The sequence below is a fragment of the Paenibacillus sp. JT22N7 genome (assembly GCF_059383875.1).
Genome location: NZ_JBXENY010000005.1, coordinates 155339 through 171566, shown reverse-complemented (window position 1 = coordinate 171566; position 16228 = coordinate 155339). Strand labels below are relative to the sequence as shown.

15 protein-coding genes, 2 tRNA genes and 1 riboswitch are annotated in these 16228 nt (G+C 48.7%); of the genes, 11 read left to right on the top strand and 6 right to left on the bottom strand.

Annotated elements, in window-relative coordinates; translation table 11 throughout:
• Positions 1–69 precede the first annotated feature (69 nt).
• On the bottom strand, positions 70–960 hold the full coding sequence (locus tag AC50Y5_RS15340) for a tyrosine-type recombinase/integrase (protein ID WP_494862311.1): 891 nt from the start codon (positions 958–960) through the stop codon (positions 70–72).
• A 428-nt stretch (positions 961–1388) separates the two neighbouring features.
• Here AC50Y5_RS15340 and AC50Y5_RS15335 point away from each other — a divergent pair, with 428 nt between their 5' ends.
• Positions 1389–3371 carry an ABC transporter substrate-binding protein gene (locus AC50Y5_RS15335; RefSeq protein ID WP_494861826.1) on the top strand — a complete coding sequence of 661 codons (1983 nt, stop codon included), beginning with the start codon at positions 1389–1391 and terminating at the stop codon, positions 3369–3371.
• 187 nt (positions 3372–3558) lie between these two features.
• Here AC50Y5_RS15335 and AC50Y5_RS15330 read toward each other — a convergent pair whose 3' ends face one another.
• Both AC50Y5_RS15330 and AC50Y5_RS15325 read right to left on the bottom strand, forming a co-directional pair.
• Positions 3559–4275 (bottom strand): phytoene desaturase family protein, encoded by a 717-nt coding sequence (locus tag AC50Y5_RS15330; RefSeq protein ID WP_494861824.1) that lies wholly within the window; start codon positions 4273–4275, stop codon positions 3559–3561.
• On the bottom strand, positions 4173–5066 hold the full coding sequence (locus AC50Y5_RS15325; protein WP_494861822.1) for a phytoene desaturase family protein: 894 nt from the start codon (positions 5064–5066) through the stop codon (positions 4173–4175). The genes AC50Y5_RS15330 and AC50Y5_RS15325 overlap by 103 nt, the downstream gene beginning before the upstream one ends.
• Before the next feature lie 240 nt (positions 5067–5306).
• Here AC50Y5_RS15325 and AC50Y5_RS15320 point away from each other — a divergent pair, with 240 nt between their 5' ends.
• From AC50Y5_RS15320 to AC50Y5_RS15300, 5 genes are read left to right on the top strand one after another with little or no spacing between them, the layout of a single operon-like run.
• Positions 5307–6485: an aldehyde dehydrogenase family protein gene (locus tag AC50Y5_RS15320; protein ID WP_494861820.1), complete on the top strand. Its 1179-nt coding sequence runs from the start codon at positions 5307–5309 to the stop codon at positions 6483–6485.
• The gene (locus tag AC50Y5_RS15315; protein ID WP_494861818.1) at positions 6385–6723 is read left to right on the top strand and encodes an aldehyde dehydrogenase family protein; all 339 of its coding nucleotides are present in this window, start codon (positions 6385–6387) and stop codon (positions 6721–6723) included. Before AC50Y5_RS15320 ends, AC50Y5_RS15315 begins: the two co-directional genes overlap by 101 nt.
• Positions 6720–7889: a glycosyltransferase family 2 protein gene (locus AC50Y5_RS15310; protein ID WP_494861816.1), complete on the top strand. Its 1170-nt coding sequence runs from the start codon at positions 6720–6722 to the stop codon at positions 7887–7889. Before AC50Y5_RS15315 ends, AC50Y5_RS15310 begins: the two co-directional genes overlap by 4 nt.
• Entirely contained in the window at positions 7838–8455 is a 618-nt protein-coding gene (locus tag AC50Y5_RS15305) for a glycosyl-4,4'-diaponeurosporenoate acyltransferase CrtO family protein (RefSeq protein ID WP_494861814.1), read from the top strand. The genes AC50Y5_RS15310 and AC50Y5_RS15305 overlap by 52 nt, the downstream gene beginning before the upstream one ends.
• A 49-nt stretch (positions 8456–8504) precedes the next feature.
• Positions 8505–9530, top strand: coding sequence for a phytoene desaturase family protein (locus tag AC50Y5_RS15300; protein WP_494861812.1), 1026 nt, complete (start codon positions 8505–8507; stop codon positions 9528–9530).
• A 136-nt stretch (positions 9531–9666) separates the two neighbouring features.
• Here the strand turns inward: AC50Y5_RS15300 and AC50Y5_RS15295 are convergent.
• The 3 genes from AC50Y5_RS15295 to AC50Y5_RS15285 all read right to left on the bottom strand — a co-directional run bounded on the left by AC50Y5_RS15295 (position 9667) and on the right by AC50Y5_RS15285 (position 10149).
• Positions 9667–9740 (bottom strand) — tRNA-Pro (locus AC50Y5_RS15295).
• Between the two features lie 9 nt (positions 9741–9749).
• Positions 9750–9825, bottom strand: a tRNA-Thr gene (locus tag AC50Y5_RS15290).
• A 114-nt stretch (positions 9826–9939) separates the two neighbouring features.
• Positions 9940–10149, bottom strand: a complete 210-nt coding sequence (locus AC50Y5_RS15285; RefSeq protein ID WP_056041703.1) for a YrzA family protein — start codon at positions 10147–10149, stop codon at positions 9940–9942.
• Between the two features lie 164 nt (positions 10150–10313).
• Positions 10314–10397, top strand: a riboswitch (cyclic di-GMP riboswitch).
• 152 nt (positions 10398–10549) lie between these two features.
• Between AC50Y5_RS15285 and AC50Y5_RS15280 the strand changes: the two genes are divergently transcribed.
• From AC50Y5_RS15280 to AC50Y5_RS15260, 5 genes are all read left to right on the top strand, one after another.
• On the top strand, positions 10550–12256 hold the full coding sequence (locus AC50Y5_RS15280) for a methyl-accepting chemotaxis protein (protein ID WP_494861810.1): 1707 nt from the start codon (positions 10550–10552) through the stop codon (positions 12254–12256).
• 167 nt (positions 12257–12423) lie between these two features.
• Positions 12424–12798: a GntR family transcriptional regulator gene (locus AC50Y5_RS15275; protein WP_056041699.1), complete on the top strand. Its 375-nt coding sequence runs from the start codon at positions 12424–12426 to the stop codon at positions 12796–12798.
• 19 nt (positions 12799–12817) lie between these two features.
• The gene (locus tag AC50Y5_RS15270; protein ID WP_494861808.1) at positions 12818–13516 is read left to right on the top strand and encodes an ABC transporter ATP-binding protein; all 699 of its coding nucleotides are present in this window, start codon (positions 12818–12820) and stop codon (positions 13514–13516) included.
• Positions 13513–14256 (top strand): hypothetical protein, encoded by a 744-nt coding sequence (locus tag AC50Y5_RS15265; RefSeq protein ID WP_494861806.1) that lies wholly within the window; start codon positions 13513–13515, stop codon positions 14254–14256. Before AC50Y5_RS15270 ends, AC50Y5_RS15265 begins: the two co-directional genes overlap by 4 nt.
• Positions 14257–14358: 102 nt before the next feature.
• On the top strand, positions 14359–15528 hold the full coding sequence (locus AC50Y5_RS15260; protein WP_494861804.1) for a sn-glycerol-1-phosphate dehydrogenase: 1170 nt from the start codon (positions 14359–14361) through the stop codon (positions 15526–15528).
• Positions 15529–16228: the final 700 nt, after the last annotated feature.

The following is a 16228-nucleotide window of genomic DNA, read 5'->3' as shown; positions in this document are numbered from 1 at the left end:
ACACCCCTTAAACAATGTTTTCAAAACTCAAAACCTCCAAATAATTTATAGTTATTAGGAGATTTTTTCTCAGATTTCAAGGCTGTTTCTTGGGTTATATTTAGTTAGAACTTGTTTTTTACGTTCGATGGAGACTTCGGTGTAGATTTCGGTGGTGCTGACGCTGGAATGGCCGAGTATTTCTTGGACGGAGCGCAAATCGGCGCCGTTATTGAGCAAGTGAGTAGCAAACGTATGACGCAAGTAATGCGGTGTTGCTTTTTCATTGATTTTCGCTATATCCCTGTACTTATAAAAAATATCCTCAATCGCATAGATGGATAAAGCATTGCCGTATTTGTTAATGAAAAAAGCTTTTGCTTTAGGTTCCAGCTGTGACCGAAGCGATAGCCAGCGCTCCAGCTTATGAATCACCTCATGGCTTGCTATGTAGAGCAGGCGTTCTTTTCGGCCTTTGCCGTAAATCAGCAGCGTTTGCTCTTGAAGATTAAGATCCTCAAGCTGAATGCCAACTAGCTCCCCAATGCGTATTCCTGTGGCAAATAGGAGCTCTATAATGGCGGAATTGCGGCTGCTCATAATTTTGCGATAATTAGTGCGTGGATTTAGCATTTCTTTCTCTGTCGTTTGTAGTAAGGTAGTCACATCTGCTATCGTTAAAGTTTTGGGAATCCGCTTTGAAAGCTTGAAGCTGGATCTGCCAATGGCACTAGGTAATTCAAAGACAACACCTTGTGTAGTCAAATATTTGATAAAAGCTTTTATGGTAAAATGCTTACGTTTAATGCTCGTTTCTTTCATTTGCTTAGCCTGCAACGATTGGAAATACGAATTGACATGCTGGGGCTCGATATCGCCTTGAGCGGAATCGCTAATCCATTTAATGAGGTCGCTTAGATCATAATAATAGGCCTTTATCGTTTTGTCGGTTAAATTGCGTTCCAACTTAATTTGCTGCAAATAAGATTGTGCATAGGCAGATAGATCGGTGACGTTCAAAGTTGCATTCCTCCGCTAGTTGTCGATTTTGCTATTGTAACACCCCGCATAGCCTTCTGTCGTTTAGCCATAGGAATGTATCGCTCAAATCGGAAATTTAGCAGAGCAAGTAAAATAAATTCCTCCTGAAAAAAAGGTATCTCCCCAGAAGCTTTCACTAGGGAAATGCCTTTTTTGTATACTCGTTTAATGTTTATACAGCTTGACGATCCAAGGTAGTCGAAAAAGAGAATATCTCTGGCTAGAGGGCAGCATGGGTAGGAGGTGCTATCGTTTTTGGCGGACGCTAGTGGTATCTCATTAATATCATTGCACATAAGAATCGTTATCAGTAGTATATAGGGAGAAGTCGAAAAATCATCGACGTAACAGCAACGGGTGGTGACGGAGTGAAATTAAACGAACATATGTTAATTTGGACGTCTGCTTCAGTTAAGCTGATGGATGTCAGACATATAAATATAACCAGTGACGGTGAGCTTAGGTCATATCTGCTGCCTGCCAACGGGTTTCTTTTTGCTATTCGCGGTTCAGCACAAATTACGCTTGATGATGTGGATTATGCCGTGAGCGGCATGTTTGTGCTGCATGGCGGCAAAGGAATGTGCCTGAACATACAGCCAAAGGAAGGGCGGTTCGAATATTATCTTATATTGTACAAAGCCTGGTTTCCGCCACAGGCAAACCCTGAAATTCGCAGTATCATGACCGCAGGAAATCCTTTGCAGATTCAATATGGTTATGCTCCTTTGTATCCATTGTCGTTGTATGAGAAGCTGGAGCGAACGGCCCAAGAGTGGCTGACGCCCGGTGATCTTGAGCTGCTGCATGCAAGGACATTGTTTTATCAATTCGTATATGAGCTTGTAAGCCAACTGCGCGAACAGGATGTTCGAATCATTCGGGCAGACCCGGCTGAGCAATTGCTAAAATATTTGCATGACCATTATACTGAGCCGTTGACGATGGAATTGCTGGCATCGATGCTGGATTGCAGTCCCAGCCATTTATCGCGAATGTTCAAGCAGCGCACGGCATGCAGCCCCATTGAATATATGATTCGCTTGCGGATTACCAGAGCCAAAAGCCTGCTTGAAAGTACAGAAGCAACGCTGCAAGAAATAGCCTTAAACATCGGCTATACGGATGTGTATTATTTTAGCCGCATCTTCAAAAAACAAACCGGACAATCTCCTGTTCACTATCGTCAAACCTATCTTGATTTGAATACTAAGCAGCATAATCCATCCCTCATGCTTAAATCATCCATTGTTCCTCATAAGCTTAAACGGTATATTAATAAGCGCAGTGATAACCATTATCAATATACAAACAAGGGAGCTTTTGAATTGATCAGAAACAGAAAACAATCAACCGCCTTAACTTTGCTGCTTAGTTTTACTCTACTTCTAAGCGCATGCTCAGGGTCAGTGAACAGTACCAACTCTGTTGCAAATTCTGGTTCAGCCTCGAGCGCAGCAGTTAGTGGTAACAATGGACAGGTGGACACAAATCAGAACTCGACAGCTTCAGCAACGGTAACGTACACAGGTGCAGATGGCGAGGTCGAGATCCCCCGAAACCCGCAAAGAATAGTTGTTTTGACCCATGCCTACGTGGGATATTTCATGGCGCTTGGCATTAATCCGGTTGGAGCACCAACAATGACGATGGGAAATCCTTATTATAAAGGACAGATCGACGATGTAGAGGATATTGGATCTCCGGCTGCTTTTGATGTTGAGAAGATTATCACCTTAAATCCAGATCTTATCATTGCCATTAAAGGTACAGATAAACTGGAAGACATGAGTAAAATCGCGCCAGTCGTAACGATAGAATACGGTAAGAAAAACTATAAAGAGCAATTGCTTGAATTCGGTAAATTAACGAATCGTATCGATAAAGCCCAACAATGGGTCGATGCTTGGGAACAAAAAATTGCCGAATATAAACCACAGGTTATAAAGGCAGTCGGTGACCAAACCGTATCTGTCCTCAGCCAGTATGATAAAAGTGTGTATGTCTATGGTGAAGGCTATGGCAGGGGAACAGAAATTTTATATGATGAATTCGGGCTGCAGGCCCCTCCAGCATTCGATCTAAAGCTTGGTTGGGCGGAAATATCGCTTGAGAAGCTGTCTGAGTTTGCTGGCGACTATATCTTTACATCACCGGATGCGACCGGAACCGCTGATACAAGCCCTATGTATGATAGTGATTTGTGGAAGGGGCTTCCTGCAATTAAAAATAATCGGGTGTTTTATCTCGACAAAGATTCTGCAGCCTTTAACGATCCTATCACACTGGAAGCCATGCTGCCGATTATTGTCGATAGCCTGACTTCTGCTGCTGCTGGGGAAAACAACTGAACACAAGTGAACGGAGCAGCTCAAAAGTAATTAAGCGTTTCAGCTTATTCTATTGCCAATGGATGGCGGTAAAAATAATTAACAGATGATGACCCTTTCATTTCGAAAAAAAGAAGGTATCTTCCCCAAAGCTTGCGCTAGGGGGAGATACCTTCTTTCCCATTTTACAGCGGTCATTTTAAAATGGCTACCCAGCTGTTGTCCTGCCCCCAGAGCGGCTATCCGCCCGCTCTTTAATAAGGTCAGCTGTAAGCTGGCCCGACAACGTAACCATCGGCACACCGCCGCCGGGATGAGTGGAGCCGCCGACGAAATACAAATTGTCCAGCAGCTCGCTTTTGCTCGGAATTTTGAAGCCGCCGTTCAGCTTACGGTCGGTGACAACGCCGTAGATTGAACCACCGTTGGCGCCATAAAGCTGCTCCAAATCATTAGGCGTAAAGTTGTATTCGAACGTAATGTGCGAGCGCAGGTCATCCAGTCCCATTCGCTCCAGCTTATCCAGCACAAGCTCGCGGTACGTCTCTTTGTAAATCTCCCAATCCTCGCCTGGCTTAAGCGGGGGAACATGGGTGAGCACGAATAAATTTTGCTGTCCCTCAGGCGCCTGTGTCGAGTCGGAAATGCTGGACACCCCAATATAGACGGTCGGATCAGGCGAAGGGATGCCGGAGACGAACACATCCTGGAACTCCCGCTCTGGATTGCGCGAGAACAGGAAGTTGTGATGGCGCAGCTGGTCATAGGTTTTATCGATGCCAAGCAGCAGCACGAGGCCGGATACGGTTGGAGCATATTTTCTCATGCCGCCTGTCGCTGCGGCAGCTCCCGGATGGTGGCCGAGCAGCTTGCGATGGGTCGGAATCGCCTCCAAATTGGAGACGACGAGATCGGCGGCAAGCACCGTGCCATCTGCAAGTGTAACGCCCGTTGCTGCCTTGCCCAGCGTACTGCGACAGGCGCATTCGTCCGCACCTCCACGCTAAGCTCGCCCAGCAGCTTCAGCATGCCCAGCGCAATATTATACATGCCGCCCTTGACGTAATAAATGCCGAGTCCAAGCTGCACATGGATGAGCTGAGAAAGCACGGCTGGGGCTGCATAAGGCGATGAACCAATATACATAATGAAAAAATCAAACAGCTGGCGCAAGCGCTTGTCTTTGAAAAAGCGGCTCGTGCTCTGATGCATCGTGCGAAGCGGGTCCATCGCCAGCAGTTCCTTCATGCTATGCTGCCCCCGCAAGTCCTGCAGGCCGCTGAGGCTTTTTCCATAGACGCTCTTCATGCTGAGCTCATACATTTGCTGGCAGTATTGCAAATAGGCCAGAAAGCCCTTGGCATCCTCTCGCGCTACGCTGCTAAGCTGCTCCAGCATCATTGGCAGATCGCCAGTCACGTCAAGCTGCGATCCATCCTCGAAAAAAGTCCGCCACTGCGGCTCCACCCGTTCCAGCGTCATATAGTCCTCCAGACGTCTGCCCGCACTAGCAAACAGCTGCTCCAGCACCCAGGGCATCGTCAAAATCGACGGGTCCGTATCAAAGGAAAAACCTTTGCCCGAGCGGATATTCAGCTTGCCGCCTGCACGTTCCTGCTGTTCCAGGACGGTGACATGATTGCCGTCAACCGTTAGCCTGATGGCAGCGGATAGGCCGCCCAAGCCTCCGCCAATTACTACGATTTTTTTACTCATCGCTCGTTTCCGCCTCCCTGTTTACTAAAGCCAAATGGATATTTTTAAAAACTTGGTTATATAAACGAAAAAGATGTTTTATAATATACCTTAGGGTTAATTAATAGTTAGCTAGCTTCAAATCTAGCAGTTACATTCCTGTAGGTCCTGTATTTAAGGTGTTGCCCATTATTGGCGAATTAAAACCTGCTAGGATCATTTTGCCAATCGTATAAAGGCGGCCCTTGCTGGGGGGATTAAATGATGCAAGAAATGTTTGCTGCCCGCGCAGCAGCTCCGAGCTGGAGGGCGCTTCCTGTGCGGGATAGAATTCAGCATATCCGCTCGGTGCGGCAGCTGCTCGTTCGCGATTTGGACGAGTGGATTGCGCTGCTTGGCCAAGAGGCAGGCAAGACCCCGATGGATGCGCTGACGACGGATTTGCTGACGGTCATTCAAGCTATTTCTTATTATGAAAAAAATACGACCAAGCTGCTGCGTTCCCGCCGCGTTCGCACCCCGCTGTGGCTCGCAGGCTCCTCCTCGCACATTACATATGAGCCTTGCGGCGTGGCGGCTATCATTGCCCCGTGGAATTTCCCGCTTCAATTGACGCTCATTCCGGCACTCGCGGCAGCTGCTGTAGGGAATACGGTGCTGCTCAAGCCATCGGAGAAGCTGCCGCTGCTAAGCAAGCGCATTGCTGCGCTAATCGAGGAAGCTGCATTTCCGCCAGGTGTCCTTCAATTGGTTGAAGGCGGGAAGGCGGAAGCGGAGCGCTTAATTGATGCACGGCCTGACAAGCTATGGTTTACCGGAAACGAAGCGGCTGGGCGCAGTGTGCTGGCGCGAGCAGGGGCGCAGCTCATTCCTTGCGTGCTGGAGCTTGGTGGCAAGGACCCGATGATCGTATGTGCCGATGCCCACATAGAGAGAGCCGCTCGCGCAGCGGTATGGGGTGCTTTTTTGCACAGCGGGCAGGTATGTATTAGCGTGGAACGGGTTTACGTTCATGAAAGCATTTATGCAGCCTTTCTGGCCGCGGTCGTCGCTTATACGCGGGAGCTAAGGCAAGCCGAAGGCGGTTCTTGGTCCAAGATTGGAGCATTAGCCACGGAAGAAGGCTGGCATAAAGTGAAACGGCTGCTGGACGATGCTGTAGCCAAAGGCGCCAGCATTGCGGCAGGAGGGCTGCCGCCCGGAGCGGAGCCGCCGCTGTTTCCGCCGACCGTACTCACCGGAGTGACGGAGGAGATGCAGCTTATGCAGGAGGAAATTTTCGGCCCGCTGCTGCCGATTATGGCCTTTCAGTCAGAGGAGGAAGTAATCCGGCTGGCAAATGCTTCGCCTTATGGGCTTAGCGCAAGCATTTTTACGGCTAATCGAAAAAAAAGGGCTAGCGTTCGCAGCCCGGCTGGAGACGGGAAGCTGCTCGATTAATGACGTTGTAAGGCATATTGGCAACATGCATTTGCCCTTTGGCGGGGTGAAGGCGAGCGGCTTCGGCCGTACGCATGGCGAAGAAGGGCTGCTTGCCTTTTGCCGCTCAAAGTCGGTCATGGTCAATGCTGGGCGCAGAAGCTCGCAAATCAATTGGTTTCCTTACCGGGAGCAGGCATTTAGCGGCCTAAAGCAGGCAATTGGCTATATGTACGGGAGAAGGAGGGGGAAGCGATGAGTTTCTCGATCATTTGGGCTGTTTTCGGCTGGCTGTGCGGCCTGCTGCTGCAAAATCGGGTAAGCCGGCTGCCGGATTGGGACATTCATGAGGGAGATGAATGGAATGGGGCAGATGATGCGAACGGAGCAGGCATGAAAAATAGCGCTGTTCCGATCTCCATTTCTGTCATCATTCCGGCACGCAATGAAGCGGCTAATATCGGCAAGCTGCTGCACGCCTTGCAGCGGCAGAAGCTAAGTCATGTAGAAGTAATCGTTGTCGATGACGGCTCGGAGGATGCAACGGCAAGCCTTGCTGCCGCGAATGGCGCCCTTGTCATTCGGGCGGAGGAGATGCCAGACGGCTGGATCGGCAAAAGCTGGGCTTGCTGGACGGGAGCCAAAACAGCGCAAGGCGAGCTGCTTGTTTTTCTGGATGCGGATGTGGAACTGGAAAAGGATGCTTTACAACTGCTGGCCGCCAGCCAGAAGGAGGCTGGCGGACTCGTATCGGTGCAGCCTTACCACCGAATGGAGCGTGCTTATGAGCAGCTGTCTGCTTTCTTCAATCTGATTGTCATCGCTTCGGTTGGCGACGGCGACAGCCGGGCGGGAGCGTTTGGGCCTTGCCTCATATGCCGCCGGGATGACTATTTCCGCATCGGCGGGCATGAGGCAGTACGGGGCAAAGTATTGGAGCATTTCGAGCTGGGGCGAGCCTTTAGCTCTGATCAAATGCCGGTGTCCAATTTTATGGGCTGCGAAAAAATTTCCTTTAGAATGTACCCGGACGGCCTGAACAGCATGTTCCGCGGCTGGAGCAAAAGCTTCGCAGCAGGCGCTGCATCGAACGCGCCCTTCGTAGCCTGCGCTGTATCGCTGTGGCTGGCCGGAGCCGTATCGGCTGTGACCCTTATGCTTGCTTCAATTGGGGGGCAGGTCGAGGCGGATTATTGGCTGCTGGGAACAGGCGTCGCCTGCTATGCGGCATACAGCTTGCAGCTCGGGCTATGGCTGCGCAAAACCGGGAGTTTTAAGGGCTGGACAGCACTGCTGTACCCATTGCCGCTCAGTTTGTTTCTGTTATTTTTCGCTTATTCGCTGTTCTCGACCTTCATTAGGAGGAAGGTTTCTTGGAAAGGGCGAGTCGTTTCAATGGGCAGCCGGGAACGAGGCAAGCTATGAGCGCGCAGGCATTGCCGTCGCTGGCTGTGCTCGCTCTGAATATTGGCGGATGGCTGCTCGTCCATCTCGGCGTCTCCTATTTTCATACGAGCTTGCCACAGCGCTGGTTTGCAAGACCAGAAGCAGGAGCAGGAGCAGGAGCAGGAGCAGGCGGGACAGTGCGCAAAGCGGAGCGCAGCAAGGAGAAGCGGCACTTCGGCAGAGGAGCAGAGCCGAAGCAGCCTGATAAAAGCGGCGAGGAGCGTTTCTACGAGCAGGTGCTGTTCATCCGCTCCTGGAAGGACAGCGTGCCGGATGGCAGCTTTTTGTTCCGCAGGGGATTCCAGAAGAAAAGGCTTGCTAAGCGCGGCCAAGCCTATTACCAGGAGTACATGGGGGAAACGCTCAGAGGCGAATGGACGCACTGGCTGTCCATCGTGCCCGCGCCGTTATTTTTCATCTGGAACGAGCCTTTGTATGGCTATTTAATGGTAGGCTACGCGCTGGCGGCCAATTTGCCGTTTATAGCGATTTTGCGATATAACCGGCTGCGGCTCAGGCGAATTTGCGGATCGAGCCGTCTATGACGGGCATTTATAGAAAGCTGATTCTAGCATGGGAAGGAAGAGACTATAAATGAAGACCAGGCATGTTGCTGTTGTAGGCGCCGGACCGGGAGGACTTGCTGCCGCTATGCTGCTGCGCCGCTATTTTCGCCATCCCAACACACTGGCCTTGTTTGGACGTTATGCGACCTATGTCGGATTAGCTCCTGATCGGGCGCCAGCAATCTTCGCGATGCTGCCGCATGTCGAGACAGAGCTTGGCGTTTTTGGTGTTCGAGGCGGCACCTACAGCATCGTTGAAGGTCTGCGCCAGCTTGCGGAGGAAATGGGGGCGGAAATACGCACCTCGGTGCGTGTGCAGCGCATTGCTGCAAAAGGCGGCGGCGTAAGCGGAGTAGAGACGGAATGCGGTTTTGTGCCAGCCGATCTGGTGCTCGCGAACGGAGATGTGCTGTCCGTATGCCGCGATTTGCTCGGCGAGCAGCTGCGGCCTGCCATGACGAATCGCCATATTTCAACTTACGAGCCTTCTCTGTCCGGCTTTGTCACTCTTGCAGGCATACGCAGACGTTACGATAAGCTGCTGCATCATACTGTATTTTATCCGGAAAGGTATGGGGAGGAATTTTCGGCGATTTTCGCGCGCCGCGAGGCTCCTGCCGATCCTGCGATTTATGTATGCTGTTCCGCCTATTTGGAACAGGAACTGGCGCCGGAAGGAGGCAGCAACCTGTTTATTTTGGCGAATGCCCCGTATACGTCGGACGCTTGGAGCTGGGAGCGGGAGGCGGAGCGCTATCAGGGCCGTCTGTTGAAGCAGCTGGCTGCCTATGGCTTGGAGGGACTGGATCGGGAAGCAGAGCAGCTTGCTTTGTATACACCGGAGGATTTGGAGCGGGATACGTCGGCATTTCGCGGCGCCATCTATGGCATTTCCTCGAATTCAGCAAAGCAGACGTTTTTGCGGCCGTCCAATCGTGCGGATTTGCGCGGACTATGGTTTGCGGGCGGAACGACCCATCCCGGCGGGGGAACGCCGATGGTTGCCATGTCAGGGCTGCTCACCGCAGAGGCGATGATTCGGCAGCATCATTAATGAATCTATTGGGGCAAAAGAAAAGCCGCGCTTAGCGGGGGCAGCAAAACTTCCAGCTAAGTGCGGCTTATTTTTAATGAAAAAAATAAAAAACCCTTCTAAGTTAGAGGGCCTGCTTGAAACAACTTATAAAATATCGGGACGACACGATTTGAACATGCGACCCCCTGGTCCCAAACCAGGTGCTCTACCAAGCTGAGCTACGTCCCGGGAAAAAAATGGTGCCGTCGAGAGGACTTGAACCCCCAACCTACTGATTACAAGTCAGTTGCTCTACCAATTGAGCTACAACGGCGCGGTTATGTATTGGACACAAGATGTATTATGCCACAGAACTTTAGGAGGATGCAATACCTTTTTTAAATTTTTTTGAAAAAAATTCGGGCAGCGTTCAAATGCCCGAATTGGCCTATTTTTTAACTTTAAAATGAACGACTGCGCTGTACAGCATTTTCCCGCGATCGGGATGAAACACAGCATGATGACTAATCGCATGAACTTGTAATAGCAGTGCTTTATTCGCTTCAATTTGCTGGTCAATGTGCTTTTCGAGCGTACGTAAGTCAAAAGCCTCAAAAAATTCGATTTTATCCTCAATTAAATCTAGTCGAAAATCCATCTTGTCCCCCCTAAAATCACTTTAATAGCTAGCATTCGCTAATATTATAACGTTGTTAGGCACTAGTTTCAAAGTATCATGTCAGATAATCTCGCTTTTTATAATTTACAAAAAGGTTTTCCTAAATTATACTTTAAAAGTGTCGAAATAAATAGAAAATTACATACTGAAAAAGGCAAACTTATTGAAAGATAGGGGCGCAAAGTTATGGGCCTAAGGTATTGAACTATGGCAGCCAAACCACCGGTACAGGACTATAGGCTGATTCAGCTGTTCAATTCGTCGCGGTGATTGGATAGCTTTTGTTTTTCAGTGTAATAGGAGAGATGGAGAGAAAATGATGATTAACCGATTGAGAGAGGCAAAATGGTTAAAATGGACATCAAGGATTTCTGATTTCTTGAAGAAACAAAAGGTTACAACGAAGCTGTTGTTTATCACTTCATTAATCACCTTGTTCAACGTCGTCGCTGGCGGGTGGATTTTTATGCAAAATGCTTCGGTTAGAAGTGCAGTGAAAGCTTCAAATGAGCTTCAGGAGGCCAAAAAAGAATATCAAGGGATATCGGATTCGATGCTGCGCACGCTGCTTTCGATGATTGATGCCGTAGAAAACGGCAGCACCGGCGACGATGGAATCAACTTGGCACTTAAGTCGATGCCCGAGCGGGTAGAAAAATTGAAGGTTACACTAGCGTACCTGGATGAAAAATATCCTCACGGGGATAACGGCACCGCCTATTCGAACCAAGGCAATGTGTTTGGCCTTGCACTGGAGCAGCTTAATAAAGAAAACGGCAATCACAGCCTGCTAACCATTGAAGACCGCTCCGCCAAGGTCAAACAGCTTGTCAGTACATATACGATTGTTCTCAGCTTTGCGAATGAAACGGTAGAAAATTGGCTCGAAGTGGATACGGTCGCTACACAGGAGACATTAAATAAAAGTATTGCAGCTGCCAATACGATTATTATCATCAATATTGTTTTGCTGGCAGTACTGCCGTTCCTCATGTCGTATTCGTTAAGCCGGAATGTAAAAAAAGGCATCGTTGGTTTAATGAAGCGTATTACCGCTTATCAAAATAACGATTTCACCTATGATGAGAAGCTGGATCGCCAAGATGAATTTGGTCAAATTGACCGCTCGCTGGCGCAAATGGGAAGTGAGCTTCGTGACACCCTTCGTTCGACTATGGATGTAAGCACGGTTGTTCTGCAAGCCTCGCGCAATATGGGCGATATGATTGTTCGCAATCAGAACGCTTCCGAGCAGGTGAAGGAAGAGATTGGCAACGGCAAAACGATTTTGATGACCCAGTATGATGATGCAACTTCGATCTCGGCCGTAACGGAGCAAATATCGGCAAGCTCGCAGCAAATTGCGGCTTCAACCGAATATATTAATCGCGACATGAAAGAAATGAGAGAGTCATCGCGTATAGGTTCCACCGATATGAAGGGCGTTGTGCAGATGGTGAATCAGACGGTGCAGCAATTTGCCCGAGTTACCGAGTCCTTCGACCGAATCAATGAGCGCTACAATAATGTAACGAAGTTTTTGGGCGGCATTCAGGATTTGAACACACAGACGAATTTATTGTCGCTGAATGCTTCGATTGAATCGGCGCGTGCAGGCGAGCATGGCAGAGGCTTTGCTGTAGTAGCGGAGGAAATTCGCAAGCTGTCGAGCCAGACCGATATCATTTCCAAAGATATTACGAAGGAGCTTAAGCTTATTCAGAACGATTTTGCCGACAGCAGCCAAAGCTTGAGCAGCTTCTCGGAAGTGATAGAAACGACGAAGCAGGCATCGGTGACGGCTAGCGAAATGTTTAATGGTCTGGAAAATCAAAGCAGCGTATTGTCCGAGCAAATGGGCGAAATTTCTGTCGGCATTGATGAAATTACAAAAGGCATTACCGATATTGTTGGCTCAGTAGACAAGCTGCTGCAAACCTCCTCCGAGGTAAATGGCAAAATGGAGCAGATGAGCGGTATGTCCGAAGATCAATTCGAGGTATCGATTCAGCTTCAAGAGCTGGCTGAGAAACTGCAGGGCTCTTCCACTAATTTGCGCGAAAAAGCGGCTGTATTCAAGGTGTAAGCTAGCCTTTAGAGCGGATTGGAAAATGGAATAGCATCAATGAAATAGCTGCTTTCAGCGCCCGTGGGCGATTGGAGGCAGCCTTTTTTTTATCCAACTCTTTACAACAACAGAATATTAGTGTACTATTTAGATATAACACTAATACATTAACACGGAGGTGACTTATGCCGATTGAATTTGACAACAACCAGCCGATCTACATCCAGATCATGAACTACATTAAACAGCAAATTATTAGCGGGAAGCTTAATCCCGGCGATAAAATCGATTCGGTGCGCGAGCTTGCAGTGGAGCTGCAAATCAATCCGAATACGATCCAGCGTACTTTTCAGGAGCTGGAGCGTGAAGGCATCGTCGAAACAAGACGGGGACTTGGAAGATATGTAACGAGCGAGGAGGCGGCGATTGTGAGCATTAAGAAAGAAATGGCGGCTGATTTGCTCGGACGTTTCATTCAGGGGATGCGCGATTTGGGCTTTAAGAAGGATGACATTGTAGCGATTGTTACGGAAGCGGTTAGCAAGGAAGATCAGAAATAGGCGGGGGGAGAATAAACGAATGAAGAAGATAGTTGAACTGCAAGCCGTAACGAAAACTTACGGATCGAGAAAAGCGCTGCATAATATTAATTTAAACCTGGAAGCTGGCAAAATTATTGGTCTGCTTGGCAGCAATGGCAGCGGCAAGAGTACACTCATGAAGCTGGCGTCAGGACTCATTCAGCCAACCTCAGGAAGCGTTCGAATTTGCGGGGAGCCGATTGGCATCGGGACGAAGGCGGTTACGTCCTTTATGCCGGATCAGCCGGTAACCGAGTCGTGGATGCGGGTGAAGGATGCCCTTCGTTTTTTCAGTGACTTTTATAAGGACTTCGATCAGGAGAAAGCGGGAAGCATGCTCGATTTTTTGAAGCTGGATCGCAATGATCGCATTAGCTCCTTATCCAAAGGGATGAATGAGCGGCTGCAGCTCACGCTGGCGATGTCGCGTCAGGCTAAGCTTTATTTGCTCGATGAGCCGATAGGCGGTGTTGATCCCGTCGCGCGGGGCAAAATTTTGGACGCCATCGTTAAATTTTATAATGAAGACAGCTGTGTGCTTATCTCGACGCATTTAATTACCGACATTGAACGGGTTTTCGATGAAGTCATTTTTATTCAAAACGGTGAAGTTTCACTGCGTCAGGATGTGGAGAGCATACGCTCCAAGCATGGTAAAAGTGTAGATGAACTATTCAGGGAGGTATTTTCAGAATGATAAACTTATTGAAATATGACTGGAAACGCAATGCGAATTTAATTATGGGCTCGGCTGCTGCGCTTATTATTTTGCAGGGAGCACTTTCCTTTTTTAGTGCAACTCGTAATTGGCAGCCTGCATTGTCGCTTACATTAATGTTCATGGGCTATTTATTCGTTGCCTTCATGTTGATCATATTTTCCTCAAAGACGTACTCCCATAACCTTAAATCGTACGGTCGCCGCTTATTGCCGCTGGCCACGTGGAAAACAATCGCTTCGCCGCTTCTGCTGCAATTCGTATTATCGGCTGCGCTGAGTGGGATCGTGCTGCTTCATGTCTGGCTGTTTAAATGGCTGTCCCCAAGCGCCTTGCTGGATGTATTGGGTCTACCTAATTTAGAGACGGGAGTCCTGTTTTTTATTTTAATATTTTGGACGCTCCTATTTTTGATGCTGACAGTCTATTTTTCGATTACAGTAGGGCATCTCTTTAATAAAAAGCTTTTTCCATGGGTAGCAATAGCAGTCTTCGTCCTGCTGCAATTTGTCATTAGCTATGTGGAGGAATTGTTGTTTAACGATAATTTATTCGGCACGATGGTCTCAGAGCCTACCGCTGAAGGCTTGTCTATCTTAGTGTCTCCAACAGGCGATATTTCGATTGGAAACTGGGGCGTTATGTCGCTTGAAATCGTGATCGGTGCTATCCTTGTGAGCATCATGCTGTACTTGCTGAACAAAAAGCTGGATGCTTAGAGGAAGGCGCGGCGAAGCCTGCAAGCCAAAGGTTGACAAACCTGCCATTAGCGCGTGACAATGTTCGTATACAACTTTGAAGATAGAAGGGACAACGAACTCATGACGCTAATGGAAAAATTCAAGCTGGCTGCCGCAGGCTATGACGCCTCCTCCGTCCAGTCCATCGTAATTGAACCGCTGCTTATTGAACGTGGAGCCACTCAGCAGGTCGCACCTTATTTGGTAAAGAAGGGCTATCGCAAAGTTTTAATCGTGTCCGACAACATCACATATGAAATAGCTGGAAAACAATTGGAAGTGGCAATTGCTGCGAAAGATATTGCGGTTAAGGCAACGCTGATTAAGCCTAACCAACAGGGAGATGTCATTGCGGACGAAGTATCCATTGTGCAGCTGCTGCTTGATATTCAGCATTACGCTGCGGAAGTGGTCATTGCGGCTGGTTCCGGCACGCTTCATGATATTACGCGTTATGCTGCTTTTACGGCGGGCATACCGTTTGTATCCGTGCCGACCGCTCCGTCCGTAGACGGCTTCAATTCCAAGGGAGCACCGATTATTATTCGGGGTGAAAAGATTACGATCGCCGCGATTGGCCCGGACGCGATTTTTGCCGATCTCGATGTGCTGACACAGGCTCCTGTCGCTATGGTAGCCGCTGGCTTTGGCGATATGCTTGGCAAATATACGTCCCTGTTCGATTGGTCCTACGGCTCGCTTGCGGGCGAGGAAGCTTATTCGGATATCGTAGCGACGATTACGCGTGATGCTTTAATGCAGTGTGTGGAAAATGTAGAGCTGATTGCCTCACGCAGCGAAGAGGGCATTCGCGCGCTGATCAGCGCTTTGATCGAATCGGGCCTTGCGATGCTGCTGTTCGGGCAATCCCATTCGGCCTCGGGCGCAGAGCATCATTTGTCCCACTACTGGGAAATGGAATATATTCACCTTGGCAACCGCCAGCTGCTGCATGGAGCGAAGGTTGGCGTCGCATGTGCGGAAATTTCGGGGCTGTATCATCGCTTGGCTGCTGAGCAGGCGCCAGCGATTAGCGGGGCAGAGCATGCGGAACGCATCAGCCAGCTGATCGCGGAAATTCCGAATGAGGAGACCATTCGCGGCTGGCTGAAGCAAGTGGGTGGGCCATCCACAACGGCTGAGCTAGGTGTGAGCGACGAACTGCTTGCCCGCAGCTTGAGTGAGGCGCATTTGGTGCGGCCTAATCGTTATACGCTGCTGAGAGCGTATAACGAAGGGGCGGGGAAGTAATATTCTTGTAGATAGAGAATAGAGTTGGGTCGTGGTGCGAATGTGAAGCTCCCATAAGAAGCCTAGGGGAGATTCGCACCTCGAAATTTGTTGAATCATACATAAAATGAGTAAATTCTTTAAAAATCAAGAATTGTCTGCGAACGTTATAGTATTATTTTCGTTTGATTTAGATAAATGAATGCCATTGTGGCACCCATTTATCTATTTTTCGCTGTCGCACTCTGTGTGAGTGCGTGGATTGAAACAGTTGTATGGAGCAAGGGTATCCCAATGCAGAGGCGTCGCACTCTATATGAGTGCGTGGATTGAAACCAATCTTTGATAAAGTCCTTCATTTGATATTGCTGTCGAACTCTATGTGAGTGTGTAGATTGAAACGTCATCATGTATCCTCCGCTAACTGTACATATAGTCGTACTCTGTATGAGTGTGTGTGGACTGAAACAAGGGGAAGGCAGAAGTTGATGCAGCAGACCGAGATCGCATTTTAAAAGAGCACTATCTTGAAGAGTAGGGCATCTACGAACTAATTACAGTTCTATATTTAAGAACGCAAGAAGCCTTGGAATATAAGGCTTTTTTCTGTTTTTATAACACGACTAGATAACATATTTTACTTCTCAAATAGGTGACACTTTCTTTTTAAAATAGAAGCTAGCTGGAGGGTTTACTTTCGGGCGATAAGCCACACTGGTTT